General features: G+C 51.2%; 18 protein-coding genes and 1 tRNA gene. 8 read left to right on the top strand and 11 right to left on the bottom strand.

All coding sequences use genetic code 11. The features are described 5' to 3' along the window. Positions 1–65 precede the first annotated feature (65 nt). The 7 genes from H6507_07320 to H6507_07290 form a co-directional block, all read right to left on the bottom strand. On the bottom strand, positions 66–1,451 hold the full coding sequence (locus H6507_07320; protein ID MCB9368896.1) for a hypothetical protein: 1,386 nt from the start codon (positions 1,449–1,451) through the stop codon (positions 66–68). Between the two features lie 119 nt (positions 1,452–1,570). Next, the gene (locus H6507_07315) at positions 1,571–3,223 is read right to left on the bottom strand and encodes an FG-GAP repeat protein (GenBank protein MCB9368895.1); all 1,653 of its coding nucleotides are present in this window, start codon (positions 3,221–3,223) and stop codon (positions 1,571–1,573) included. 20 nt (positions 3,224–3,243) lie between these two features. Beyond that, a complete protein-coding gene (locus tag H6507_07310; protein ID MCB9368894.1) occupies positions 3,244–3,420 on the bottom strand; it encodes a hypothetical protein in 177 nt (58 codons plus the stop codon). Positions 3,421–3,554: 134 nt separating this feature from the next. Beyond that, positions 3,555–4,208 (bottom strand): ThiF family adenylyltransferase, encoded by a 654-nt coding sequence (locus H6507_07305; GenBank protein ID MCB9368893.1) that lies wholly within the window; start codon positions 4,206–4,208, stop codon positions 3,555–3,557. A gap of 8 nt (positions 4,209–4,216) precedes the next feature. Further along, positions 4,217–4,909, bottom strand: coding sequence for a hypothetical protein (locus H6507_07300; GenBank protein MCB9368892.1), 693 nt, complete (start codon positions 4,907–4,909; stop codon positions 4,217–4,219). Further along, positions 4,875–5,969, bottom strand: coding sequence for a hypothetical protein (locus H6507_07295; protein ID MCB9368891.1), 1,095 nt, complete (start codon positions 5,967–5,969; stop codon positions 4,875–4,877). The genes H6507_07300 and H6507_07295 overlap by 35 nt, the downstream gene beginning before the upstream one ends. A 96-nt stretch (positions 5,970–6,065) precedes the next feature. Beyond that, on the bottom strand, positions 6,066–6,275 hold the full coding sequence (locus H6507_07290) for a hypothetical protein (protein MCB9368890.1): 210 nt from the start codon (positions 6,273–6,275) through the stop codon (positions 6,066–6,068). A 471-nt stretch (positions 6,276–6,746) separates the two neighbouring features. Here H6507_07290 and H6507_07285 point away from each other — a divergent pair, with 471 nt between their 5' ends. The 6 genes from H6507_07285 (at position 6,747) to H6507_07260 (ending at position 12,904) form a co-directional block, all read left to right on the top strand. Then, a complete protein-coding gene (locus tag H6507_07285; protein ID MCB9368889.1) occupies positions 6,747–7,841 on the top strand; it encodes a sigma-54-dependent Fis family transcriptional regulator in 1,095 nt (364 codons plus the stop codon). 368 nt (positions 7,842–8,209) lie between these two features. Next, positions 8,210–8,755: a hypothetical protein gene (locus H6507_07280; protein MCB9368888.1), complete on the top strand. Its 546-nt coding sequence runs from the start codon at positions 8,210–8,212 to the stop codon at positions 8,753–8,755. Further along, complete coding sequence (locus H6507_07275; protein ID MCB9368887.1) at positions 8,742–10,676, top strand: hypothetical protein; 1,935 nt, start codon at positions 8,742–8,744, stop codon at positions 10,674–10,676. The genes H6507_07280 and H6507_07275 overlap by 14 nt, the downstream gene beginning before the upstream one ends. 304 nt (positions 10,677–10,980) lie before the next feature. Then, positions 10,981–11,493, top strand: coding sequence for a hypothetical protein (locus H6507_07270; GenBank protein ID MCB9368886.1), 513 nt, complete (start codon positions 10,981–10,983; stop codon positions 11,491–11,493). A gap of 24 nt (positions 11,494–11,517) precedes the next feature. Beyond that, positions 11,518–11,739, top strand: coding sequence for a helix-turn-helix domain-containing protein (locus tag H6507_07265; GenBank protein ID MCB9368885.1), 222 nt, complete (start codon positions 11,518–11,520; stop codon positions 11,737–11,739). Between the two features lie 253 nt (positions 11,740–11,992). After that, positions 11,993–12,904 (top strand): site-specific integrase, encoded by a 912-nt coding sequence (locus tag H6507_07260; protein ID MCB9368884.1) that lies wholly within the window; start codon positions 11,993–11,995, stop codon positions 12,902–12,904. A gap of 177 nt (positions 12,905–13,081) precedes the next feature. On the opposite strand, the gene H6507_07255 is transcribed toward H6507_07260, so the two are convergent. Continuing rightward, a tRNA-Glu gene (locus H6507_07255) sits at positions 13,082–13,154 on the bottom strand. Between the two features lie 329 nt (positions 13,155–13,483). On the opposite strand from H6507_07255, the gene H6507_07250 reads away from it, so the two are divergent. Together H6507_07250 and cydB are read left to right on the top strand one after the other, a co-directional pair. Beyond that, positions 13,484–14,827, top strand: coding sequence for a cytochrome ubiquinol oxidase subunit I (locus H6507_07250; protein ID MCB9368883.1), 1,344 nt, complete (start codon positions 13,484–13,486; stop codon positions 14,825–14,827). After that, positions 14,820–15,839, top strand: coding sequence for a cytochrome d ubiquinol oxidase subunit II (gene cydB / locus H6507_07245; protein MCB9368882.1), 1,020 nt, complete (start codon positions 14,820–14,822; stop codon positions 15,837–15,839). The genes H6507_07250 and cydB overlap by 8 nt, the downstream gene beginning before the upstream one ends. Positions 15,840–15,918: 79 nt before the next feature. Here the strand turns inward: cydB and H6507_07240 are convergent, their stop codons facing one another. The 3 genes from H6507_07240 to H6507_07230 all read right to left on the bottom strand — a co-directional run bounded on the left by H6507_07240 (position 15,919) and on the right by H6507_07230 (position 23,902). After that, a complete protein-coding gene (locus H6507_07240) occupies positions 15,919–16,998 on the bottom strand; it encodes a 4Fe-4S binding protein (GenBank protein ID MCB9368881.1) in 1,080 nt (359 codons plus the stop codon). 400 nt (positions 16,999–17,398) lie between these two features. Next, on the bottom strand, positions 17,399–18,943 hold the full coding sequence (locus H6507_07235; protein ID MCB9368880.1) for an aminotransferase class V-fold PLP-dependent enzyme: 1,545 nt from the start codon (positions 18,941–18,943) through the stop codon (positions 17,399–17,401). A 147-nt stretch (positions 18,944–19,090) separates the two neighbouring features. Continuing rightward, positions 19,091–23,902 carry a right-handed parallel beta-helix repeat-containing protein gene (locus tag H6507_07230; GenBank protein ID MCB9368879.1) on the bottom strand — a complete coding sequence of 1,604 codons (4,812 nt, stop codon included), beginning with the start codon at positions 23,900–23,902 and terminating at the stop codon, positions 19,091–19,093. Between the last annotated feature and the right edge of the window lie 193 nt (positions 23,903–24,095).

Below are 24,095 nucleotides of genomic sequence, written 5' to 3'. Positions count from 1 at the left end.
GAAAGTTCGTCCCAATATCCCCAAAGCACATTGTCTATCGAGAACTGAAGCGACGTCGTTCCATTTTAGCGGTTGTAGTACCGACCCGATCCCGACTCTACCCAAGTTGAGTCGATGTCAAGGTATGGCTCGTCGCTATCATATCTGGACCACAATCCCCCTATCGGCGCAGACACGGGATTCTTTGGCATGCCCGTCGAGTCACCTCCAAAGAAGCCGTAGGTCTCTGTCATCATTGTCGGAACAGTTGTGCTGTAGGCTTCCATTTGCTTATTGACTTTCACGCGCCAACTACTGTCCGGATCGATCTTTCGCAAGCCCCATCCATTAAGGTACATGGTAGGAAGCCCAGCCTCCTGCAAGATAGAGTTTGTCTTAACCCAACTTTCTATCGCAGGGTATCCAAACTCATCGTAATACCATCCGGCAAGTCCATAGCTGGATCCAGCATCCAATTCTCGCTGATACCAGACCTTAATGCTGTCAGCAAGTCGCAAAGTATCGGCCCCCGCGCGAAACAGCCTGTGAAACCCCTCATCCCACAGCTCAAATTGCCACAGCAGGAACTCGTGGTGTCCAGTGTAATCAATTTGAAACTCAACCGCTTTTGCAGTGCGCCCCCATTCGAGAGCCGTGGGGTAGCTGTCAAACTCGGTCGTATCGCAGGTAAAAGGCAATTCAACGGGATCCCTGTTCGCGTCGACAACAACAATCTCAGTGTTCTGAGGTACGACAGTGAAATCTACCTGGTTGAATAAAGGTTCATCAAAGTCGTCCTTGTATAGATTCATCGCAGGTAATCGAAGATACCGTCCACCCTCGTCATACCAACAGTTTCCTTGATCCCATAGAGCCGAAAGGTCTATATAGCAATATAGAGTAGCTACTTGATTTGTCGTGTCATTGGTATTCTCCACGACGTCTCCAACGACTCGGAAGTGCAGAGGCATGACATTATCCTGCCCCGTGCCAGTGAAGGGGTCGGGGCCACCGGTAATGTCTCGACGTGTCCATCCCGTGAGGTCACCGAACCAACCAGGGGCGAACATCGTTTCAGGTGAACTCACTGAATCGGGGCTACCAATTTTGAGTACATCCCGAAAGAAGTTGTCACTTACTTCTCTGTTCACTTCCGTGACATTCGCACCCCATTGTGTAGGGTCGTCGAATTCTGTGTTGTTATCCCCAAAGTCCACCCGCTTGACTCGCCCTTCGAGATACTTGAACGTCTGCGAGGGATATTGTTCGTTCATGATCCGCATGCCGGAGCTTGCGGCAAAAGGGTAGTCGCCCGTATCGTAGTTGACTTCAAGGATTGTTACCCCCATCTCTCGCCACCACTGAAGCACTTCATCGTTGTTAGCAATCGCAGTCACCCACTGATCATGGGTGCAGTCATTGAATATTCCGCAATCGTTGTTACAGCACGCACCAAGGCAGATATAGTTCATCTTTGCCGATCTGCCAACAGAGACACCGTCATAGTACGCCGAGACATCAAATGCTTCTGCCCTGCAAAGGCACACAAGCAATATTCCTGCAACTATTGCGCTCTTCATTGTTTCCCTTTCTACTTCAGCATAAGAATTTTCCTGACAGCGGTAAGCTGTTGCGCTTGAGCGAATACAACATAAAAACCACTCGGGAGCGTGGTCGTTTGCGGCGTTGTTCCGAATTGATAGCGTGCCTTACCGCCAAAAGCCTCGACCCGTGCCTGCTCGACTTGCCGCCCCAAAATATCATAGAACGTAAGAGTAAGCTCTGTCACATGAAACGGAACATCAATGCGAACTTGTGCTACGGAGTTAAACGGATTCGGAAAAATATCAATGCTAATTTCGTCCGGTATTAACGATATATTCGGATTGACTGAGACGTGATAGCTTGGGTCCCCTGCAAACACCATCGCTTTGCCCCGCATCCCGTCAAAATCGGCATGAGTTGCCCCTACGATAAAATCATCTACACCGTCTCCGTTCACGTCGCCTAACCCCGCGGCACTAATCGGTCCAATCAGATTGTAAGGCTGTTGACGACCCCGAATCGTCACAACTGGATTTGGATTTAGCCAAGAATATCCTAGGTACAGACAAAACTGCCCCCACCACGCATTATTGCTGGCATCTGTCAGTCCCAAGAAATCTTGATACCCGTCATCATTGAAGTCTCCGATCCCGACCTTCCTCCAGAAGTAAACGCCATCAGGTACATTCAACGTGTAATCAGGTGTTATAAAGGGGTGCGCCCGTCCAAGATAAATAGGCAAGCTCCCCGGTAACCCAGAGATGATCTCATCCGCATCGTCGGCATTCAAGCTGGGAACAATAGCGGGATCACTGAAAAACTGATTCCACACTTCAGGGATCGTATCCGGGGATTCTGATCCCCAATATATGCCAAATTGTTCTCCTTGTCGATTATACGTCACCAAGAGATCGTTGTAACTGTCTCCATTGATGTCGCCCCAAGCCAGAGGAAGCGCAGATTGAGTTCCCGGCATATTTGTCACCTGCCAGTCCGGAATCGTGTCAAACTCCGAAGAACCGAAATACACATAATGCGTAGTGGATTCGGAAAAAGACCTGTCTAGCAAGTCATCAAATCCATCCCCGTTAAAATCGCCAATGCCATCTAAGCTGCGTCCTGAGGAAGAAAGGGGCCGATCCATGATTACGTCCGGCGCCCTTGCAGGATCCCCACCTCCAAAATAGATTGCGTTACGTCTTACGTAAGGTGAGTGATCTGTATTGGTGAATGTGACTACGAAATCGACTTTACCGTCGCCATCCAGATCCCCGAGAGCCTTTGCGCCCAAAATGGCGTAGATCGAATCTTGGATAGTCTCAAATGTTCTGTACGGCTCTTGGGCCGGTGGATTTCCGCCACGGAACAACTCCACACGCCCCGTAGCAGGATCCGCATCTGAATAAAAAGGCCAACCCGAAGGTCCGCTCACACCCCAGTCTGCAAAACCATCGTTGTTTTGGTCACCCAAGGCAAATACATGCATGCCGTACCTACTGCTATCGTCTATTCCTTCCCGCTGCCACAAAACCTGAAGCTGGGCAAAGGTGTTTGAAAATACGCCCAACACCAAAACCGCGAACCCCACCCGCTTCAAGATTTTGAATGCAGATAGAATTCGCGTCATGATCAAGGCCTCCGTCCTAAGATGTTCCGTCAGTTTTCCAAGACCTGTGTGCAAGTTAATGTTCCGTTTCATATGTGTCAATAGCCTTTTGATTAGCTCTGAGTTAGATTGAACAAGTGTGCGTGTGACAGAAATTGCGCACTATTGGCAACGCGGTTTTTGTATTTGCGGACTTTGTCCGCGAAGCTGCGAGTTTCGTGCGGTGCCGCCGTTTGTAAAACGAAACCGATTTTGACCTCGTTTTCGCGCGCATAACGTGCGTTAGTCACAAATTTATGCGTTACGATGTGAAATTGCAACATGAAGTTCGGAGCTTGCGTAATAAGCTATAAATGTTAACTTTGCCCGACGTAAAAAGACAGGTGAAACCCTGTCTTTCGGACACAATACTCGGGATTCCCATTCAGGCAATCAAGGTGTATGTCGCCAGATCCAAAGTCACCTGACTCGGAACCTTTTCATGATTCACAAACCGCCTAACAAGATTGCACACGACGGAAGCTGCCATTAACGGCGTGTAGCAAATCGTCCGTGCTGTGCAAGGTTCTTGAAAGGCTTGATCGTCGGGGACAATCATTTGCGAGTATCTAACTCGATCTTCTCGAATCTGCGGGCGAACTGTGTGAACGATGAGTGTTTCAAGTCCCATGCGAGCGTCAATGTACAGTTGAACACCTGCTTGATCACGAATTGCTTTCCAAATCGTCTCGCGTGACTTCATGGAATCCACTGCGCTGATGACTATGCCAGATTGCTGCCGACCATCGTATTGCATGCAGATCGTGTTTGGCAGTACTCCGGTCTGATTCTCGACAAGAACAGAAAACGCATCCGCCTTCAGAAGTCCAACATCAGACATCCCATAAGCCTGATTGCTGACATTGTGAATATCCACAACATCGGCATCGTAGCAAGTTAGATTGCAAACGCCCATCTTGGCAAGATACAATCCCGTGACGCTGCCAATGGCTCCGAGACCGATCAACGTGACCTGCAAGTCGGCAAGTTTCTCGGAATCGACAACATCTTGCTGCCTTAGAAATCGAATATCGTTCATGTTGTCTCCTAGAAGGGTTCAAGTTCATCACGGTCCAATCCCAACCAATCGAGTTCGTCGTTCAACTCGTCCATAGTCAAAGCACCTCGCTCCTTAGCGTCCCGCAGACTTGCAGGTCCATAGTCTCGATTCCTTGGAACAAAGGCGACCTCCTGCACTTTAGCTTTGAACTCCGAATAGCATGCTTCTGCAAGACCATCCACCGGTGGAAACTTCGTCTCCCATACGACATCGGCAAGATAAATGTGACTCGGGTGGTACTGGTCCAGGCGCATAATGGCATCCCGTTTCTTGTTCACAACCAGGCTGAGAAGCCATTCACCGTTGGCGAGCCCAGAAATCCACGTTTCATCCTGACCAGACCAGAACACTGACATGCTGCCATGCGAGTGTGCCCAGCATCGAAGCTTACGCGAGTCAATGCCTTTAGATTCGAGTTCTGTGATAAGCTTCGCAACGTCTGCAATGTCCATGTCAGTTTCGTCGTATGAACAATTCTGCTTAACCAGAAAGAAGTCCGTTACGACCAACGCCGTTATGCGCTTCGTATCCGCGTTCACGACTTCATCGACCAGCCCAAGACAACTGACTTCACCCTTTGCCATGTCTGTCCAGAGCCACAGTTTCTGAATCGCAGTTGCTTCCACTTGAATCTTGATTCCAGCATCAACCGGCTGTCGCTGTGTCTTCTGCAAGTGCATCGACATCCTCCTCTTCGTTGTCTTCTTGTGGACGGTTCGGGCAATCGTCTTCGTCGTGAACGTCATATTGGTTGCAATGTGGGCACCACCAGCATGACTCGCAGTCTGAAATATCATGGCCATAGTCGTCACACCAACTGCAATAGGGCTCGTCGTCTTCATCTTCAACCCAGTTCGGATCCCACTTCTCGATTTTCTGGAACGGATCACTGCTGTTGTAGCTATGAAGGAACTGGTGAACAAGCTGAAGCAGTCCATGCAAATCGAGTTCACCAGCGAGACGTGGCACGAGATGGCCAATGTTGCCCCAACAGATGTTACTCGGATCATCCGTCACATGTGGATGAATGTAGCCGTTCATCTCTGTTCCGCCACTGATCACCACCTTGCCAGTATCAAGCCTGACTTCCACGACATACGGTTCAAAGTCATATCGACTGCCGTCATGTTCCAAGACAACAGGATACGTTGTCGCAAGAACTGATGAACCATCTACCTTGATGGACTCATAGCAACTCGGAACCAGCTTCATCATCTCGACAAACGTCCGTGTTGCCTTGGCCTTGATTAGTTCTGGTGCTCTGCTAAACAGCTTCAGAATCTCGTTGTCGCCTTCAATCTTGCGGGACAATGTCATGACCTGCATGCAAAGTCGTTCGAGTTCGTATTTGTCATCACGCAGCGTTCGTGCAAGTTCCTGCTTGCGTTCGGCAGCAACTGATAACGTCGTTTCTACCAACGCCTTGCGTTGGCTGTTTCGAAATGCACGACACATACGCGGAAGATGCGTGTCGAGAATATTCGAAGTGACATCCAAACGTGGCGCACCGTACAAGACTAACCACGTTGGCGATACCTTGCCGACGAGGATGGATTCCATCACAAGCGGATCGCCGAACATGTCCTTGCATAATTGCGAATCCTTGTCGGCATTGACATGCACAGCAATCCCGACTTCATGCCAAGCCGATAAGTCGGCCTCTTTTGTCATCAGCGTAATTGGCGTGTGCCACTTCTGTGCGTAGAAGTCGCACAGCGTTCGAATCTGTTGTTCAATCATAAGCGTTACTCCGGAGGAAAAAGGGCCATGACCACTTGGATCACAGCCCTCTCTTAATACTTAGACTACGTAGGACAGGTAGTCTGAAGCATCCTCCTAGATGCCCCCTTTGACCTGCGGGACCAGTGTTAGTACGGCACCATCGACCACGACATCCGTGTCGAAACACGGACTGCCGTTTAGATGCCGGGTGTACGAGCTGTCCTTGGGGAAACCGGCCTCGGCAATGGCCTGTTCGACCGTAGTTCCTTCCTGGACGTTGATTTCTTTGGCTGAGCGGCCAAGGCAGAGGACTTTGACTTTCACGAGATACTCCGTATTTTGTTAGTGGGTGTTAGTGACAAATTAACTGGTCTAATCAGCCTCTAACTTCTTATCCCACAAATTGTTGACAATTTGACAATGTCAATTTGGAGTAACGGCTTACTTTGGAGTTGATTTTGTTGATTCGTAGTTGTATCTTTGGCGCGTTGACATAGGACGAAATCCGCCACGCTCGGCGCTGGCACCACTTCGTCCACGCCCTATATTTTGCAAGTTAGTTAGACACTGCACTCGCGGTGTCCTAGAGAAAAGAAATCCAATAAGTGCTTGATGCGCTAGGAGTCTTTTCTCTTTTTTTTTGTCTGAAACTCAGGCTCATTACACGTCGCTTCAAATCACTTTGACAATCGGGTTTGGCAAACTGATTGCATGTGGACTATGAAGCCACATTTATCTTTAACCAACCTACAAGGAGGTCATCATGAATGACTTTAGATCGCGTCAGGTGTTTCCGTGACGCCCGTGCGTCATGGAACTAAATCTCAATTAAAACGGACAATTCCCGTCGAAGCCAAAGACGGAGAACCCCGTGCTCAATATTCAGACTTCGTTCGTGGGACGAAAGTCCGAGATGCCATCGAGTTTGCGCGTCCCGGCTTCGACTCTGACGATGTCATTCTAATTACCGGTCCGACTGGAAGCGGAAAAGAGGGTATCGCCCGACTCATCCACGACCAATCGAGGCCCGATGCAACTTTCCTCGGCGTAAGCGTCAAGGAATTTCAGGATTCACTTCAAGTTAGTGAATTGTTTGGCTACGCCAAAGGATCATTCACCGGAGCATACTCGGATCGTCCAGGACTGTTTGAAGCGATCGATCACGGGACACTATTCCTTGACGAAATAGGCGAGGCAACCTCCGATTGTCAGGCAAGCTTACTTCGTGTTCTGCAGGAACGCAGTATACGAAGAGTGGGAAGTACGTCGAGAATTCCGTTCAGAGGTCGTCTGATTGTGGCAACTAACCGCGATCTTCAACATGAAGTTGCGAAAGGCATGTTCAGGCTCGATCTCTTTATGCGACTGTCGCGGTGGATAGTCGGGTTGCCATCGATTTCTGAAGCGCCCGAAACTGTTTGGCCCGCGTTTCAAAGGCACGTCGACTATATCTCGGCGGGGAAATCCATTATATGGGAAAATGAACGCGAGATTGAAGCAGTCCTCATCAACCACAACTGGGTCGGAAACTACCGCGACCTTGAAAATGTGGCCGTAGTTGTTGCGAGAACGGCGTTGCACAACAATGTTCCGATCACGCCTGAACTCGTGTCCAAGAAGCTTCCGCAATGGACGAGTTTTCAAGAACCGACTGATACTTCTCAACATATTACTGGGCTGAGGACGCTTGATGAAACGCAACGCGAAGTAATCCGCCAACATCTCGCCTTGGCAAGGGGCAATGTTGCAGAAGCGAGCCGGACTCTAAGGATTTCTGACTCGACGTTACGGGATAAAATCAAGTCGCTCGGAATCAACCCTGCGGAATTCAGGAATCTATCCATTCCGAATACCGTGACCGATTCACGGATGGTTTCACGCTTACCGTGATTCAGCTCCAAAAACAATTCGGTTAAATTAAAAAAAGCTCATACGTTGTGGGCTTTTTTTGTTATGGCATGTGATATGCTCTTATAGGAATTGTACGGTACAAATTGCGCGTCTGGGCAATTGTCTTGTTTCAACCGTGGCCACGGTGGTCTCGAATTCACCCGTTAGGGGTTTATTGCTTGTTTTAATTCGCGACGACAAGGGTCGTCACTAATTCAAAGTAATATTCCGTTTCAAAAGGTTGCGGAACGATTCAAATTTGGGACGCAATTGGGCGCGCCGTCCGCCAAAATTGGCGGCATACTATTTCTCAAAGAACAAAACAACTGGGACAATGTCCCAAGAAAGGAGTATAAATGCCTACACTTATGGGCATGAAACTCTCTAACGTCGACACTTGGGGCCCGATTGAAGCCTCTATCGTCGCCCGTGCCCGCCTAATGAATCTAGCTGAAGAACATAACGGGAACGTTCTCTTTGATGACGAAGCCGTTACCCAGAAGATCATTCAACGCGCCGACAAATTGAACGACAAGGTTACGAAGGATCCTTCACTTAAACCTTTTCTGGATCTTCATGTCCGCGAAGGCCTCAGGCTTCAGGAGCTCGACAAACGCTTCAAGCACCATTATGACGCCAGCAAACGAGAAGCTTTGCTTCTTGCAAATGCGGCCACTGTGGCAGAGAAACGCCGAATTCGTCGGCGCAAGCGGCGGCACGACAGAAAGGCTTTCATTCTGCATGTCGAATGCGAGGCCACTTGGCTTACGTACATGGCATTGAGCGAGGCTTGTCTCAATGCAAAACCGATAAGGAAACTGAAACTGAAACGCGGTCAAATTGTGTTGACTCCTGCTGAATTTGCCGAGTTATCAAAGAAGTCCGATTTAGGAGGGACAAATGCCGAAAAGTGAAACGAGCCTTTTGCAAATAGCTCTCAAGAAACTCCACGATTGGATGAAAAGGAATGGACTTATCGTGTCGGCCAAGAACATTGGCGATGGGAGTTCTTCGGCAGCAGAAAATCAACAGGAGCGCGACAGCACCAAGGCCGTAGATTCAGACAGTACATCGTCTTCGCAGTTTGTCTCGACGATCATCAAGAAGGTTGAAACGGTGCTGACTGCCGACTGGAAGACAGTGGACTATTCGCACCTTGCGGACATGCGCCGGCACTCCACGATAGGAAAACCGGCAAAGGTTCGGTGCACACTCTCAGAAGTATCTGATGTGAAACCTTGCTACGAGATATCAGGAGGTGTAGACACGCTGTCGATGGTCATCGCAGACGAATTCGGGGACACTATGACGGTAGCACCGATTGTTTCCGAGCCTCTTCTCCGGCGGGTATTGGACGTCTCCAGGTCTGGCCAAATGCTCGACTTCTGCGGGACGATTGTCCCGGCAAAACCCAGGCGTGAGAAAGCTGACGCGCCCGACTACAGTTTCTTCCTGGCCAGTATCGAGCAAGCTGATCAACCGCTCCAGATCGTCCGCGCGAATGCGGTTGAAACGGATAAGGCAGACCAACTCGTAGCAACGTTGGTTGGTGTTGACAATGGTATCTTTGACTACATCAAGAAGAACGTTATCGATATTATCGGGATAAAAGGTCTCGACAAATCACCTGTGCTTGACGTGTGTCTGGATCTTGCCATCTATCAGGCTCTTTCGGACGGGTACGACACAAAACGGTCTCTGTCGCTGAAAATCCACTCGCTTGTTATCGGTCCTCCCGCCGTCGGAAAGAAGCTGATAACCGAGGCAATTCGTATTCTTAATCCAGTTGTCACCGAAGCTCATTCGGGCAAAGTCACTGTAGCGGGACTCTCTGGTACGGCGACCAAGCGCGACGGATCGTGGACATCAACTCCTGGGTTGATACCCCAGGCGCATCGCGGAACGACTATTATCCAGGACTTTCATCATGCACGCCGAAAAGAAGACCTGATGGGCGTTTTCTCCTTGGTGATGGAAGATGGACGTGTTATTGATTCAAGCGCAGCAAAGAAGACCCATCTTGCCTTGACCTCATTGCATTTGGACCTGAATCGTCTGTCTCAGGTTTCGCCATCATCGGTACCGGAAGCCTCGCCCAGTGCAAATCTGTTGGGCGACCTCGGAATTACCATGAACGTACTGTCTAGATTTGATTTCATTGCCGAAATTCCGCGAGACACCGAGCGCCAGATAGAAATCGCCCTTGCAATGCATTCCGGAGAGTTGAAGACTTCAGCGTTCGCAGGCGAGACTAACATAGACCCCCGAATTCGGGAACTGAGAGTGCTAGTAGCGTATCTGCGAGACAAGCATTCCGAAGTAACAATTCCTGACGCTCTAGCGAAGGACTACATTCGGCAAAAACAAGAAGAACTCCTTGAATTGAATCGTGACAAGTTGGCTGAACTCAATATTCTTGGCGACTTCCAAACACGATTAGCCAATTCTGTTCAGAAGCTAACATTCGCGGTCACCCGAGCCAATGGCCGGGATATAGCCACGGAATCCGATGTCGACGAAGCCTTCAGGTTCATCGATTCCAAAATGAAGTTCCTGCGAACGCTTGAAGACTTCAAGGTGCCCACGTCTTGGGGCAGTGCGAAACAGGAGCGAATACGAAAACGTCGGGAGTTCATCGTTGAACGGTTCGCGGGCCTTGAAACAACCGCCACGGAAATTCACAAAGTTGTCATTGCCGAACATGACGCAGGTATTGGCGAACGCACGGTTCGCCGGGACTTGGAGGATATTGCGGTGCAGACGCGCCACGGGTATTTCCGAGTTTCGGAAATGGTCAAAGGCACGACTAAGCAATCTGATACTTTGTCAAATTGATACTTTGACAAAGCGACGTTGCACAAAATTCAATTCCTGCTTGTCGTGAGGCATCAATTACTCATCACACAAAGAACAAGGCCCGAATCAGATGAATTTCGAGTCTAAAACCCAAACTCAAAGTATGAGAAAGGAAGTTATGCAAAACAACGAGGTTAATCCCCTAAATGTATCTACCAAAAGGTACGAAGAACTTTTCGAGAATGAATTGCCATCCGAAATGAACGCATTTATCACATTTTTTTTCATTGGCGCACCGTTTCCATTGCCCGAGGACCCACGTGAAGAACAAATCTGTAACGGCATGGTATCCATACTGAATTCCGGTCATCAGATCACATCATTGAGCAATTTAGTTTCTCCCACGCCGACAATCTATCTCAATACCTTTGCGACACCAGAGTTCGACTTTCTGGTGGACTCGAATTGTCCCGTCCAACAAGCGTGGATTCTTGACGGCTTGTTCATAGACCTTGCATTTTCGACGAATCCCGAGCCTGATGAAATTCAAAAGCTTGGAGGTCTTGTTGGAATGCGACTTCTAAATCAATGGAACATTGCGTTCGGCAGTGTCGAGCCACCGGCACTGAGTCCACTTGTGCTACCCAATTTGGCCCCGTCTGTTTACGGGGAAATCGTTGGGGATGTGTTCGAAAACGAAGTATTTGTGTGGACGAAGGTACTGGCGCAAATTCGTACTCAGTGGCTGGTCATGGCGAGAGCAGTCTTGATGGGCCGTGATCCACACACCGAACTGAAACGGTTCATATCGGCAGGCGGGAAAAGTCACTTCGATTACCCGTTTCTTTGTCCATAGGCCCTGAGTGGCGGGTACAAGATCATGCAGTCTGTTTCACCTGTTTTGCTAAAATCCCCCGAAGCTGCTGCAATACTCGGCATCAGCACGACTACATTGCATCGTTACGTGAAGGCCGGGAAGATCGAGTGCGTCCGATTTGCAGGCAATTCGGTCTATTTTACCCAGCAACAGCTGGACGAGTTCGTTGACCGACATCGGAAACGGTATTCTCCGAATCCACCAAAATCGGGGAAAACGGCATAAGAAAGAGAAGCCCCTGAGGTAACTCGGGGGCTTCTTCATCCAACCGGCACGAAAGGAGGTGAGACCTGTGCCATCATTAAGGAAACGAAGTCGGAGCGGAAAGCGGACAACATGGGACATCCGCTATCAAGTGAACGGAAAGTCAAGAGTGTACACGATAGGGGAGACGGACCGACGTACGGCCGAGCGAATCTACCGCGACTTCTGCGACCTGCTTGCCGCAGGGCGATTAGACAAACTCCCGTTTCGCCCGTTGGAGGGCTTTCAGAAGGTAGATCTTGACAAAAGCGGGAATGAAGGTCTTACCGAGAAGTCAAGCAGCCGCATTCTGTCTGACCTTTTTGCACATGCCGCTGAATACTCGAAGCACAACAAGAGCCCGAAGACTTCAGAACGTGAGTCTACCGCTTTTCAACGCCTGTTAGAAGGCATTGGCGACATTCCTCTCGTTGATTTGTCGGTAGAGGTCTTGGAAAAGTACAAAGCGCAACGTTTAAAAGCCGTTTCCAAGTCTACTGTGAATATCGAAATCCGCATGTTGAATTCAGCAATTCATCAAGCTGCCGAACAAGGCTGGACAGGTCTGCCAACAAGAGGGTTCAAGCTTCTGCGTCAGATAGACAAAGAGCCTCCAAAGTGGTTGTCCCGAGAGCAGATCAAGACATTGCTGGCAACGGCCACTGGAGATTACCGCCGATTCATCGAGTTCTGTTTGAACACAGGTTGCCGCAGGAATGAAGTACTTGAGATGCGCTGGGAAAACATTGACCTTACGCGTTGCCAGTTGGTTGTGATTGGGAAGATGGGGAAGAGAAGGACAATTCCGATCAATAACGACCTGTCCAAGATGCTGCAGGAGTGGCCCGGAAAACACCTTGGTCTACTGTTCACGAAGTTCAATCCCAATCAGATTTCTATGGCGTTTAAACGAATCCGCGAACAGGCCGGGTTGCCATCGGGGATCAGTGTGCACTCTTTGCGAGCAACATTCGCTTCCCACCTTATCGAACAGGGCGTTGATATCTACACCGTTTCACGTCTTTTGGGCCATAGCAGTGTGACGGTGACTGAAAAGCACTACCTTGCTCTTGATCCAGCTCACGCAAGGGTAGCCGTTGGGACATTGCGGCTTACTGGCCCACCGGGTGATGAGCAAGTTGACTGAATGCGGGTATCACGATTGTGTGCCCGCATTTCTTTTGCCCCAAGCTCTGGGACACATTCTCGCATGTTACCGGCTAACTTGCGACAAACAGCCAAAACCTTGACCCAACCTTGACCCTATTTTGACCCAGCACAAAAAAGACGGGTCAGCCGCATTGGCTAACCCGTTGTTATTTAGTAGCGCGTACGGGATTCGAACCCGTGTTACCGGCGTGAGAGGCCAGCGTCCTAGACCCCTAGACGAACGCGCCAAGGGAACCGCAAATATAAGGTTTTACTCGGTGTAAGTCAAGCTAATGGGCGGCCGCTTGACCGAAAGGCGGACGGCAGAATTGTGATAGCCTCCTCAGTTGTTTCGGACTGAAGATTCGAAGTCCCGAAACACTGCACTTTTGACTAGTCAACCACGCCGATCACGAACATAAAGTCTGCGTTTATCAATATACACAAGTCGGACAAGGGCTCGCCATACATTCCCACATCGGAATTTGACTCTCCTTGGGAATTTGAATAATTTCAATTGTTGCAATCGCGAATACCGCTGGCGTTGCATCTTCGTTCACAAAGAGCACTAACATTGATGGATGTTGAACTATTATCGCGGATTCAATTCGCGGTCACCATCGGATTTCACTTTCTCTTCCCACCCGTTTCAATCGGCCTCGCATGGATGCTCGTAATCCTTGAAGGGCTCGGCTGGAGAAAAAATGATCTCGACTATGTAAAACTGGGCAAGTTCTTCGGCAAAGTACTTGCTCTGACTTTCGCCGTCGGTGTCGCGACGGGTATCGTCATGGAGTTCCAATTCGGAACAAATTGGTCGCGCTATTCAAAAGTCGTCGGAGATATTTTCGGCGCGCCGCTGGCCGCAGAAGGAGTGATAGCCTTCTTTCTTGAGTCCGGTTTTTTGGGACTCTATCTTTTCGGCAGAGACCGTGTCAGCAAAGGACTGCACTGGTTTTCAATTTTGATGGTCGCGGTCGGTTCCACTTTGTCCGCATTCTGGATTATTGTTGCAAATTCTTGGCAGCAAACTCCGGCCGGTTTCATTTTCAATGAGACCACGCAACGCGCAGAGCTAACCAGTTTCTACGATGCTGTCTTTAACCCCTCAACGTGGATTCGATTTTTCCACACTGTCGATGCCTCGTTGATCACCGGCGCGTTTTGGGTAGCGGGAATCTCGGCATTTTGGCTGTTGCGAAACCAAAGCTCGCACATGGCCAAGAAATCCCTGCGCATCGCGGTGATCTTTGGCCTAATCGTGGCGGGTATGGAAATTTTCCCCATCGGACACGAGCATGGTCAACAGGTCGCCGAGACTCAACCAGAGAAATTCGCCGCGATGAACGGCATATATTCGTCAGAGACGGGTGCGCCGATCATGCTCTTCGCTGTACCCATTGATCACCCGCCGGATCTTGTGGCTAAACTTCAAATCCCCGGACTGCTGAGTTGGCTCGCTTTCGGTGACGTCAATGCAACAATTCGCGGCATCAACGAATTCCCCCGCGAGAATATTCCGCCGCTGTTTCTCACCTTCGTGTCCTATCACAATATGGTGCTGCTTGGCATGTTCTTCGTGTTCATCATGGCACTGTCCGTGTTTATGCTGATCAGAAAGAAGCTGTTTGAAAGCAGAAAAATATTGCGCGTGCTGTTATGGTCGATGCCTCTGCCGTTGGCCGCCTGTCAACTGGGTTGGATGGCCGCAGAAGTCGGACGACAGCCGTGGATCGTGTATCACGTCATGCGCACGCACGATGCCTTTTCGCCCAACGTCGGTTCCGGCGAAGTACTGTTTTCTCTCGTGGCATTCTCTCTCTTGTATCTGTTTCTCGGCGCAGTCTACATCTATCTCTTGAAACATAAGATGGAAGCCGGTCCCGATCCTGTGCAGGCCAAGGAGGTGAATCATGCTTGATCTGAACACGATTTGGTTTGTTCTGGTCGCGGTCTTGCTAATTGGATATGCGATTCTTGACGGCTTCGATTTTGGTGTGGGCGTCTTGCATTTCTTCGCGAAGACTGATACTGAGCGCCGCATTCACATGAATTCCATCGGCCCCGTCTGGGACGGCAACGAAGTCTGGCTAATCACCGGCGGCGGCGCGCTCTTCGCCGCCTTTCCGCCCGTTTATGCCGCGGTCTTCAGCGGTTTCTACCTTGCGTTGATTCTGCTCCTGTTTGCATTGATCTTCCGCGCTGTCTCGATTGAATTCAGAAGCAAAGTCGACAGCCCGGCCTGGCGAAAGTTCTGGGATCGAGGTTTCGGGATCGGAAGTCTCTTGCCGCCGATATTGCTGGGAACCGCGCTCGGCAACGTCTTGCGTGGTGTTCCGCTTGATTCAACGGGACACTATGCGGGAACATTCTTCGGGCTGCTTAATCCGTTTTCGGTGTTGGTCGGAATTCTCACGCTGGTTTTGTTCACCGCTCACGGCGGCATTTGGCTCGCCATGAAATCCGAAGGTGAATTGCACGAAAGAACTCGCGCGAGAATTCCCGGATTTTGGACCGCGTCTGTCGCCCTTTTCGCGGTGACCACGATCATTGCGGTAAATGCCGTTCCCGGCTTGGTGAATCGCGCGACCGCGAATCCGCTGACGTGGCTGTTCGCCGTTTTGCTCTTGCTCTGCGCCGTGCTTGTTTACGCTTTCGTGAAAACCGACAAATTGGTGTCCGCGTTCGTATCTTCCTCAGGCTTCATCGCTTCGGCTTTCGCGCTCGCTGCGCTAAGTCTATTCCCGAATATGCTTCCCGCGAGCAACGATCCCTCGCTGAGTCTTACCATCTACAATGCATCGTCAACGCCGCTCACTTTGAAGATCATGCTCTATATCGCGCTCGGTGGTATGCCGTTTGTGATTGCATATACCATCTTTATCTACCGTGTTTTCCGCGGCAAAGTTCGTCTGACAACCGATAGCTATTAAGCGTTCCTCTTAGGTTAGTCCAGACAAAACAGGCTCCCTTCGGGGAGCCTGTTCGTTTTCCAAAATTCAGTCTTGACGTCTAATCCATTCCCGGATGTCCGTACTGCGGATTGTCCCGCTGCTCATAATGATAACGGTAGTCCGCATCCGAAAGGGACGAGTTCCATGCCCCCGTAATCTTTGCTGTCAGTACAAATGCCAGCCAAATGCCGATCACCGTCAGCGCAAGCTGCCGCCCGTTTACGTTTGTTCTCGGTGTCGGAGCGAGTGTAATGCAATCTTTGATCGGGCACGCCGATTCACACTTTAGACATCCCGTGCATTCCGGCGAAATGATCCGGGGCTTCGTTGCCACAGGCAGACGCGACGGACATGCCTTCGTGCAGCGGTCACAGTCGATACACGTCTCAATATTCCGCCGAATTTTTAGCGGCGAAGCCCACGACACGAGTCCCAGCATCGCGCCGTAGGGACACATATACCGGCACCAAAACCCTTCGACGAACACACTCCCTATAAACAACACTCCGATCACGATCAATCCGATTGTCCCGATTTCCGTGAAGAATAAAAGCATCTTCACGTCCGCGAGCTGATTGTACGGACTGGTCATGAACTTCGCGATCCCCGCCGTGCCCATCACAAAAAACGCGAACAGAAAAAGTCCGAGTGTAATGTACTTCAGGCTCATCAGAGAGTAATCGACTCCGCGCGGCAAGAGAAAGGTCTTCCCAAACAGCTTTCGCCCGAGCATTGCCAGTCCCTCGCTGATCGTTCCAATCGGACAAACCCACGAGCAAAATGCTTTCCGTGCCAAAAATGCTATCGCGATGAAACTCAGCAGCAGAATGGCCGAAGCAGGATGTACGCGATTGATCGTGCCCTCCGAAATCCAATTGATCACTCCCATCAATCCCGAAATCGGCAGCCAGCCCTCAACTCCGGCAGGCCGGGGCGGAAGCGGCCCGTCACCGCCGACATCCAGCGCGCGTACGAACCCCCAAAACAGAAACCCCAGCCAAACATTCAGCGCCGCAAACCCAAGCTGCGTAATGTGCCTCGGAGTCCAAAACCCCTTGTACATCTTCCCCTTAGCCGTTCCCGGCAGAGGCTTCTTGACAGTTTTTGCTAATTCGACAATATCCATGATCTTACCCAAAGATCACTCTTAAATTTGGATTTAATAGTCCGTTTTATGCTTAAGTATACTCAAGAATTAATCCACGAGTGTCACAGAATTGTATTCTGATTTCCCCCAAAATCCACGTAGTGGTTTTGGGGGGATTAAGGGGGGCTTCTGACAAACTCAGTTGAATCCCTGCTCGCCGAGCGGGGATTTAGCGTAGCGGTTCCCCGCCGGAATCCGAAAAAACCAAATTCGCAAAACCCGCCGCAGTCACTCTCTTTCCATCGCGGCGGCACCCGCTGCGGGCCCCACTTTCTGTCATCCTCTGTAAGGACCTATTCAAAGGCGGGTACCCCTCCGCCTTTCCTATTTTCTATTCGCTATTTCAAACTCCGCCCATTGGTATTTGGGATTTTCGATTTGGGACTTTCCGCTATCCAACCACAACTCCGCACCCCTCGCATTCCCATTCGCCCGTATCATCCACCAGCTTGTATTTCGACTCGTACTGCTTCCCGTGCTTGCTGATGTAGTCCACGGCTTCCAGCAATGCCTGAAATTCGTCTTCGCTGACAGTCGGCGAAAAGCTAATTCTAACCCAGCCGGGCTTATCTCCAATATGCCCGAGATTCAATCGGTCGCGAATTTCCGCCGAGTGGCTTTGCTCGATATGCAAAAGCAAGTGTCCATACGGTCCCGCACACATGCACCCGCCGCGCACCTGAATGCCGAAGAGATCGTTAAACAACGCCGACGCAAGATTGTGGTGCAGATCTTTGAAAATTACCGAGAACACCCCGAGTCGTTTCGCGTCCGTCAATCCCAAAATCAAAATGTGATCATTCGCGAGCCACTCGCGCAGCGCGCGTTCCATGTAATCATGTTCGATTCTCTCAATACGTTTTCCGCCGAGCGCGGCCTTCAAGTCGAACGCCAATCCAGCCTGTATGCTCTGCACAATCGGCGGAGTTCCGCCCGTTTCACGGTGTGCAATCGAAGCAAGATAACGATGATCCCACGGCGACGTATAGAGCACCGTCCCGCCGCCCGGCTCCACCGGCACCCGGTTCGTAAATAGATTCTTGTTCGCTACCAAAATCCCCGGCGTGCGCGGCCCTCCTAAGAATTTGTGAACGGAGAGAAACACCGCGTCGAAATATCCCAGTGGATCATCTGCCGGGTGCATGTCGATATCCACGTACGGACCCGCGGCGGCAAAATCGAAAAATGCGCGCGCTCCGTTCTCGTGCAACACTCTCGCCAGAGCGTGACAATCGTTCAATATTCCCGTCACATTCGACGCCGCACTGAACGTGCCGTACTTGACTTTGCGGTGCTTGTAGGGCTGCATCTTCTCCGCCAAATCAATCGGACAAATACAGCCGTGCTCGTTTAGTTCTACGTAAACATTTTCCGCAATCGTCTCGCGCCAGCAAATGTCGTTCGAATGATGCTCCATCATCGAGCGAAACACAACCGGTCGCTCTTCGGCGGGAATGTGCCGGCTCAAATTGTACTTCTCTTCGAGTTGGTCCGGAAGCCGCATGCCCAAGACGTGAATCAAACGGTTAATCGTCCCCGTCGATCCCGACCCCACGGGAATCACCACGTCGTCTTCGTTGGCGTTCATGTACCCAGCGATTCTCTGAAACGCGTTTTCGAACAGCCTTGTCATATGACGGCCGGTAAAAGAACTCTCTGTGTGCGTATTCGCCATAAACGGCAGCACACGCTCCGAGATTTCTTCTTCCACGTCCCGGTGAAACCTGCCTGAAGCGATGAAATCAAAATACCGGAGCGGTTTGCGGCCGTACGGAGTTTCTATGTCCGTTCCAAAGCCGTAAACTCCGGCGCGAACCCGGTCCATAAAGTGTTTTTCTTCGGCTTCGTCGCGAGTAACCACCGGCGTGCGCGGCGAAGCCTGCAGACAGTCGCAGAGGCGTTTGGAGAAAGGAGCGGTCGCTGATTCTGAACTCATATCAATCCTCTTGGTAATTCCCTGACAAGATAAGAATTCCCCTTCGATACGGCAAGTCCGGCACGTCGGTTTCCGGAGCCGTTACGAGGCGAATTTACGAAAAAAGCCGCCTGAAGAGGCGGCTTCCAACCCTGTCAGTGAGGCAAGCTATTCCGCTGTCACCCTGAAAAACCGGAAGTTATCCGGTGATGAGGACTCGTCCCACGTCCACGAAGTTGCACTTGTCTGACCGAATTCCACCGGAGCATTCTGTAGTTCGGTGATCGATTCGCCGGCGAATATTCTGTAGCTCGTCGCCGCGAAAACCGGTTGCCACTGTAGTGTCACGGAAAGTCCGTCTGTAGAATATATGATCAAATTAGACGGCGCGTCAAGTACCGCAAGGTATGCATATTCGTCCGCGCCGATGCACGGCGGATCCGAGCGCAAATCTCCGTCGAAATCGTAAAGAACTTGCGGCAGCGGAAGTCCCCGTTCATACATCGTCGAGTCCGTTAGTCGAATATGCAGATCGCTCGATGAATTGTATCGTGCATGTTCTTCCAAACTACGGCCGTCCTGTCCCGTCGCCACCCAGCTTGCTAAGTCGACAAAATCCTGCGATCCAACTCCGGCCACACGGAAACTACTCGAATTTCCCCAGTAGCAATTGTAATCTGATACGACGTTTGCCGCTGACTCAATGTCGAGAGCATATGACGCGACGTCGTTCTCATAATCCATTACGCAGTTGTTGTAGATCTCGTGCTGCGTTCCCGTGGACACGTAAATTCCCGCCGTTTCGTTGTCGGCCGGAGCATCGTCCAGTCTGATGCTGTTGTTGGCCACAAGGTGCGAACCGCTCGACAAATAAATCGCGCGCGTCCGCAGTGTCGTGAGCCCCGAAAAACCGTAGATGAAGTTGTTCACGATTTCCACAGACGACGAAATTCCCGGCGCGGAATATACTCCCGCGGCGCGATTCGTGCGCGGCCCCATCGTGTCGATGAAATCGTGAATCTCGTTTCCGTCAATGCGCACGCTGCCGCCCGTTCCGAGCTGCAGCACGTACACTCCGTAGCACGCTCCAGCTGGTCCGTTCAATGTTCCCGGTCGAATGTCATTGTGGGCAACCAGAGCGCTCCGTTGATGATCCACCCATACTCCGTAGTACACGTCGTCGATTTCATTGTCTATGACAACATTGGATTGCGAGAGCATAACGGGGTCGCCCGACAAAAGAACACCCACATAACAGCCGGAAATCCGGGAGTTTTCAATTAAATTCCCGTGACACTCCGCGCCTTCCACCTGCACGCCGACGGAATTGATAAAGCTCGTTCCCGGGCCGATTATCGTGCAGTTCTCCACGACATTGTGACAGGAGAACGCGTCCAAGCACAATCCCACTTGAGAATTTTCGCCGCAAACAACCGTCAAGTCGCGCAGTTCCGTGTAATCCGTGTTCAAGAGTTCTATGACTGCGTTCGCGTTCTCAGCAGATATCGTTACCGCGGCCCCGGGCTCCGGCATGATGACAAGCTGGTGCAGGCTGTCCGCGCCGGGGATGTTGGAAAGTACGAGCGGTTCCGTGTAATTCCCCTCGGAAAGAAACACCGACGTTTGCGAATTGATGCCGCGCCACTTAAGGTGCTCGGCCAGCATTGTCAAGGACGCGAAATCCGCGCCTTCTGAAGCCACCCTGAGCGAACCACCAAGCGGCGCGCCAGCCACGACGACAGCTTGCTCAAGCTGGTTGTTTTCAGGAACGGCGTCCCCGGGAGCGCTCACTTCTACACGAAGAGAGCCGTAAGACAAATTGACGTCGGGCGCCGTCCAGTTCCAGTATACGTCATGCGATTGACCTGCCGCGATGGAAACCGTCTGGGAATCCACCGGCACAAGATTGTAACACAGTCTGACCGGAACCCCGACAAGATCATTCTGCCCCACGTTATGAAGCACTGTAAGCAGGTTGTAACTTGTCGCGGCGGAGAGCGGAACAACGGGCAGCTCGATAGAAGTTACGGCAATATCCGTGATGGCGCCGTTGTATTCATATTCATCCGCTCCGATGTCCGGCGGAGTTCCGCGTGTTTCACCGTCCATGTCCGTCGCAAACCCCGGTAGTGGTATACCGTTGTTCGACGGACCGAATGCGTCGGGTCGAATGTGAAGATTACTTTCCGAAATGAATCCCGCCGCCGTGGACACGCTGAAACTGTCCTGTCCCGTGGTTTCCGTCCAAGAAGAAAGTGAGGCGTATTCTCCGTCCAAAGAAGAATGCGCGAAACGGAATTGCGTATTGCTTCCCGGCGCGTCGTACAGGTTGTTGTTAGATTCGATTTCGCCGTCCGTCCACTCGATGAATCTGGAAACGGCGTCAGGCTCCTCGACGCTGACGATGTTGTTCAGCATCGAGACCGCCGTCTGGTGCCCCGATATGCTGATCCCCGTGACCTGCTGGCAATCGAGATTGCCAATGCTGATCGTGTTGAAATACAGTTCTGCCAGCCCGCTTGCGACCGATACGGCATTCAAAATACCTCCGGTGCGCGGCTCAAACTGACTGATTCGATTGTTAACGGCTTGCACAGTCCCACTGCCGGATTCGCATGACAATCCGGTGAGGTTGCCCGTCGACAGGCAATGGGCAATCGCATTGTCATAGACACGCACGGTGTCGCCCGAACGAAGCGAGCCGATTCTGATCCCGTAACAAGGCGAAGGGGCATCCTCGAATCCGGCGGAAATCTCACAGGTTTCGATCAGCAAATCGACTTGCCACAGAGCGTGAATTCCCGTGCGAACGTCTTGAATCGTGCATCCCCGTATCTCGTTGCCTGTGTCACCCGTAGAGCTTTCTCCGTCAAGCCGAAAACCGTTATACGCAGACGCGACCTGAAGATTTTCGAAGCGGTTTCCATTGCAGCCGGGTGAGACGCAGATTGCCGATGAACCGGATTGTTGAATCGATGCTCCGGTCACACTGCAATTTCGAATCACGTTGTTGTGCGAGCCGTTGCTCAGAATAACAACGTCCTGTGAATTCTCTGTACCTTGAACGACGATCCCTTCTATCGTGACGTAAGAGACGTCTCGCAGCATAACCGAGTATTGCTCGTCGGAGGGTGCGAACATTACGATTCCTTCAGCCTCCGGCGCCGGACGGATAGATAATGTCGCATTCGGTCCGAGCCCGGAAATAGAATCGAGCAATAGAGGTTCGCTGTAGAAACCTTCTGCAATGTAAATAGTTACTGGATCCGCCACTCCCTGCATTTTTAGAGCGTCGCCGGCCTCCGAAAGACTTTGAAAGTCCGCGTTGAATCCTCCGACTCGATAAACTCCTGCAAGCGGATGCCCAGTGACGGCCAGCTCAAACGTGCGTCCGTTGTCAAGCGGGTTCGCGTCTGCCGCAAGAACAGCTTCAACGGAAAGCGCCGCATTTGAATGACTTGCTCCAGTGCTCCAAATCAAAAGTGCGGTGTCCGAAGCGGACGGCTGGAGATTGACGATCACTTCGGCTCTTGCAGTGTCGTCATACGAAAGACGAAGCGGCAAGTCCACAAGCGGCGACGACCCTCTGTTCTGTACGAAAACCTCAAGCCGGAGCAGCGAATATTCCGGGAAAGTCCGCGGCATTCCGATCACACTTAGGATAGCAGCGTCTTGGGGGGGTGCCGAAAAGGTATATTCGTCGGCACCGATGTCCGGCGGTTGAAAACGGATTTGACCATCGTGGTCTTTTGGCACGTCCAGTGCGACTGCGCCGTTTTGATGAGCAAGCTCAGTAGTCTCTTGCAAATGGAGATCGGTCGTTGACACAAACTGTGGATCACCTTCTTTGCTTGCCCCGTCGAGGCTCGTGCCTGATTTCCATGCCCCCAAAGTCACGAACGGTTCGATTAGCCAGCCCAGTTTGTATGCAGCTCCCGTTCCGTAGAACAAATTGTTGTTCGATTCAAGCGCCGCTGCCGCCGTTAAATTGAAAATGTTGTACGCCGGACGAGTTGATTCGAGATTGACAAGAATGTTGTTCTGAAGAGAAAGTCCCGACTCGGGCGTCAAAAGAGCGTTGTAAACAGCGTAGGTAGTTCCTGTTGCATTGACGTCGTTGACCAAGATGCTGTTGTTGACGATTCGGTTTTCACCGCCGGAAAGATAGATCGCGCGAACTTGAGATGAACCTGTATTCAGAAATCCGTAGATGAAGTTGTTCGCTGCACGCAAATAGGACGTCGAATTGAGGGGATTGTGCCGGATTGCTACCGCATATCCGCTGCCGGCAGCGACGCCGCTGATGGTATTGCCGTCCAGAAAAACGCTATCCGTTTCGGCCTGTGTTGCGATTGACACCGCCGTACACGTTGCGGCTGCACCCGCATTGGGTGAAATTGTGCAATACTCGATGCTGCAATTCGTCTGACGGCTCAAGTAGATTCCCTGTGAAACGCTGTCTATCACGCAGTGCACCAAAGAATTCCCGCGAGCAGACGGGCCCGGGCTAACGATCCGAACAGCTTCTCCGCCGCGGCGAAGGTCACATTCTTCAAAGACAATGTTCTCGCAGCCCGAACCGTTGATCTCAATGATGCGCCCCGTTCCGCGGCCCTTGAATGTGCCAGCTTTCACGGTAATGTCGTGTGAACCGTTCGCAAACCGGATGGCAGGTTGGGAAACAGCAGGGGAGGTTAGCATCGCGCCGGTCAAATAGACATTTGCGGCATTGGTGAAGGACAGGATTGGCTGTGTCGTGTCCGTCGTCACCAATGTCAGGGCCGGTATGTTGGAGGGCGCAATAAATAGCGAATTTTCTGCCTGTCCGGGAATATTTCCAATCTCAAAAGGACCAATCTGAATCGATCCCGTTACCTTGAGATAAACGTCGCCAGCCATGCCCTCGATGTTTAGGGTGTCGAGAACCTCCCGCAGGTTCTGATAGTCGCCCGCAGAGCCCACCACATACGTTCCCGACATGCCTGCGAATGTGCAGGCTGGACCGGAAACCAGCAAAATGAGGAGGAGGGGGAGAGGGTTGCGCTTTATAAACATCAAGGAGTTGCGAAGAATATATGCGAAATCTTATACACACCATAAGGTAACACAAGAATTCCCCGAAGACAAGGAAATTCTGGGTAAGTTCGCAATTGATTGTGCGCGTGTGGTTAGC

It is taken from the genome of Calditrichota bacterium (assembly GCA_020637445.1).
Classification (GTDB): Bacteria; Electryoneota; RPQS01; order RPQS01; family RPQS01; genus JABWCQ01.
Note: the sequence above shows the minus strand (reverse complement) of the source record. Positions and strands in the feature narration are given on the sequence as shown.

Excerpts from the sequence above, each read along its gene's own strand:
- H6507_07320 (MCB9368896.1), bottom strand. The coding sequence starts at position 1,451 with ATGAACTATATCTGCCTTGGTGCGTGCTGTAACAACGATTGCGGAATA.
- H6507_07315 (MCB9368895.1), bottom strand. The coding sequence starts at position 3,223 with ATGAAACGGAACATTAACTTGCACACAGGTCTTGGAAAACTGACGGAA.
- H6507_07305 (MCB9368893.1), bottom strand. The coding sequence starts at position 4,208 with ATGAACGATATTCGATTTCTAAGGCAGCAAGATGTTGTCGATTCCGAG.
- H6507_07300 (MCB9368892.1), bottom strand. The coding sequence starts at position 4,909 with ATGCACTTGCAGAAGACACAGCGACAGCCGGTTGATGCTGGAATCAAG.
- H6507_07295 (MCB9368891.1), bottom strand. The coding sequence starts at position 5,969 with ATGATTGAACAACAGATTCGAACGCTGTGCGACTTCTACGCACAGAAG.
- H6507_07280 (MCB9368888.1), top strand. The coding sequence starts at position 8,210 with ATGGGCATGAAACTCTCTAACGTCGACACTTGGGGCCCGATTGAAGCC.
- H6507_07275 (MCB9368887.1), top strand. The coding sequence starts at position 8,742 with ATGCCGAAAAGTGAAACGAGCCTTTTGCAAATAGCTCTCAAGAAACTC.
- H6507_07270 (MCB9368886.1), top strand. The coding sequence starts at position 10,981 with ATGGTATCCATACTGAATTCCGGTCATCAGATCACATCATTGAGCAAT.
- H6507_07265 (MCB9368885.1), top strand. The coding sequence starts at position 11,518 with ATGCAGTCTGTTTCACCTGTTTTGCTAAAATCCCCCGAAGCTGCTGCA.
- H6507_07250 (MCB9368883.1), top strand. The coding sequence starts at position 13,484 with ATGGATGTTGAACTATTATCGCGGATTCAATTCGCGGTCACCATCGGA.
- cydB (MCB9368882.1), top strand. The coding sequence starts at position 14,820 with ATGCTTGATCTGAACACGATTTGGTTTGTTCTGGTCGCGGTCTTGCTA.
- H6507_07235 (MCB9368880.1), bottom strand. The coding sequence starts at position 18,943 with ATGAGTTCAGAATCAGCGACCGCTCCTTTCTCCAAACGCCTCTGCGAC.
- H6507_07230 (MCB9368879.1), bottom strand. The coding sequence starts at position 23,902 with ATGTCGGGAACGTATGTGGTGGGCTCTGCGGGCGACTATCAGAACCTG.